The organism is Pandoraea sp. ISTKB (genome assembly GCF_001721285.1).
Classification (GTDB): domain Bacteria; phylum Pseudomonadota; class Gammaproteobacteria; order Burkholderiales; family Burkholderiaceae; genus Pandoraea; species Pandoraea capi.
In genome coordinates this window covers 1-1,810 of the sequence record NZ_MAOS01000098.1, presented here as the reverse complement: position 1 = coordinate 1,810, position 1,810 = coordinate 1, and the positions used below count along the sequence as shown (strand labels likewise).

The following is a 1,810-nucleotide window of genomic DNA, read 5'->3' as shown; positions in this document are numbered from 1 at the left end:
TAACGGATTGGCAGCATTCGGCGGGCCCAGCGGTTTTGGCGGCGGCGGCGGATGCGCAATGAACGGCCAGGCAGGCGAGGAGCCATGTCCCTGAGCCAGTCGCGGGGAGGAGCCTGCACGCGTTCGGCACAGCGCGTGCAGGCGCTGGCCCTTGGTATCTCGATGGTGTAACGAGTCTCGCAGGTTGTTCGTCGGTTCCTGACGCGACCGGCTGACGGCGTTGCCGTTGGCCGTGCCACCCCCCCGGCCCGTGATCAGGCTGTTCTCCCGGCGAAGCGCCCCTTCGGTGATCCGAAGGGGCGTTTTTTTATGATGTGCGCAAACTATCGGAACGAAAAAGGGGATATCGAAATGCCGATTATGTATTTCGTGTAAACCCGCATTTGTGGCAGCATCCGGTTTCCGGGTCGCGCGAAAGGACTGTCCGCCGCGCGCGACCGTAGCGGGCCCATCAGGTCCGCCGTGACTCGCAAAGATGCCCAACAGGCGTCGGTTCCTATAAGCAAAAAGGAGAAATCGCACATGCTGTCCCGTCAACTGATCAACGCGTTCCTCGGCGCAACGTTCGCGCTCGCATCCCTCGGCGCTTCGGCCCAGACGGCCGACAAGCCCCTGAAAGTCGGCACGATGGCCGGCTCGGACGCCCAGATCTTCGAAGTCGTGAAGAAGGTTGCCGAAAAGCGCGGCCTGTTCATCAAGATCGTCGAGTTCAGTGACTATGCACAGCCGAACGCCGCGCTCGACGCCGGCGATCTGGACGCCAACGGCTTCCAGCACAAGCCGTTCCTCGACAGCCAGGTCAAGGATCGTGGCTACAAAATCACGACGGCCGGCCTGACCTACGTCTCGCCGCTGGGCTTCTATTCGAAGAAGTACAAGTCGCTGAAGGATCTGCCCAACGGTGCGCAAGTCGGCATCCAGAACGATCCGTCGAACGGCAATCGTGCGCTGCTCCTGCTGCAAAAGGAAGGGTTGATCAAGTTGCGCGCCGGTCTGGAAGGCAAGAACGCCACGCCGCTGGACATCGCCGAGAACCCGAAGAAGCTGAAGATTCGCGAACTGGAAGCGGCACAACTCCCGCGCGCCTTGCCGGATCTGGATGCCGCGTCGATCAACACGAACTTCGCCGCGCAGGCCGGTCTGGTGCCCAAGCGTGACGCCATCGCCATCGAAGACCTGAAGGGCCCGTACGCCAACCTGATCGCCGTGCGCACGCAAGACCTGAACAAACCGTGGGTCAAGCAACTGGTCGAGGCCTATCACTCGGACGAAGTGAAGCAATTCATCGACAGCCAGTTCAAGGGCGCGCTGATTGCAACGTGGTAAGCGTGAGCGAATGAATCGGTGCGCAACACGCGCGTCGAACGCCGCAAACGAGCAACCGGGGTTTCGACCCCGGTTTTTTTATGCCCGTGTGCCGCGCGGACGTTGCGTGTCTCGCGTCATCGCACTTTGCGGCGCTGGCACGAAAGCGTTTGACTAGAATGAAAGTGTGATTCCTATCGACGGGAGGCCGCCATGTCCATGATCAACATTTCGATGATGCTGGTGGCGCTGCTCGTCGGCTTCGCCATCGGCATGCTCGTGGATCACTTCTGGGTGACGCATCACGACGAGCCGTCCGAGCACAAGCGTCTGGACTGGCACGAGATGTGGGAGCGCATCCGTCATCAGCACTGAGCGGCGTCCGTCGTCTCAAGGCCGGGGGCATGCCTGCGGCTGTCATGCGTCGTTGCGAAGTTTGCGCCAGAGCGTCGAGCGGCTGATGCCGAGCGCTTCGCACGCGGCATTGCGGTCGCCGCCGCACGCG

At 61.8% G+C, this 1,810-nt stretch carries 3 protein-coding genes; 2 read left to right on the top strand and 1 reads right to left on the bottom strand.

What is annotated here, in order from left to right; translation table 11 throughout:
- The first annotated feature begins 522 nt into the window (after nucleotides 1-522).
- Nucleotides 523-1,326 (top strand): MetQ/NlpA family ABC transporter substrate-binding protein, encoded by an 804-nt coding sequence (locus A9762_RS26960; RefSeq protein WP_083254280.1) that lies wholly within the window; start codon nucleotides 523-525, stop codon nucleotides 1,324-1,326.
- Nucleotides 1,327-1,518: 192 nt separating this feature from the next.
- On the top strand, nucleotides 1,519-1,680 hold the full coding sequence (locus tag A9762_RS29050; protein ID WP_170836322.1) for a hypothetical protein: 162 nt from the start codon (nucleotides 1,519-1,521) through the stop codon (nucleotides 1,678-1,680).
- Between the two features lie 42 nt (nucleotides 1,681-1,722).
- Here A9762_RS29050 and A9762_RS29505 read toward each other — a convergent pair.
- Nucleotides 1,723-1,810 (bottom strand): helix-turn-helix domain-containing protein (locus tag A9762_RS29505; protein ID WP_371443476.1); only part of this gene is annotated, 88 nt, incomplete at its 5' end.

Coding starts and splice junctions, on each gene's coding strand:
- A9762_RS26960 (WP_083254280.1), top strand. CDS start 523: ATGCTGTCCCGTCAACTGATCAACGCGTTCCTCGGCGCAACGTTCGCG.
- A9762_RS29050 (WP_170836322.1), top strand. CDS start 1,519: ATGTCCATGATCAACATTTCGATGATGCTGGTGGCGCTGCTCGTCGGC.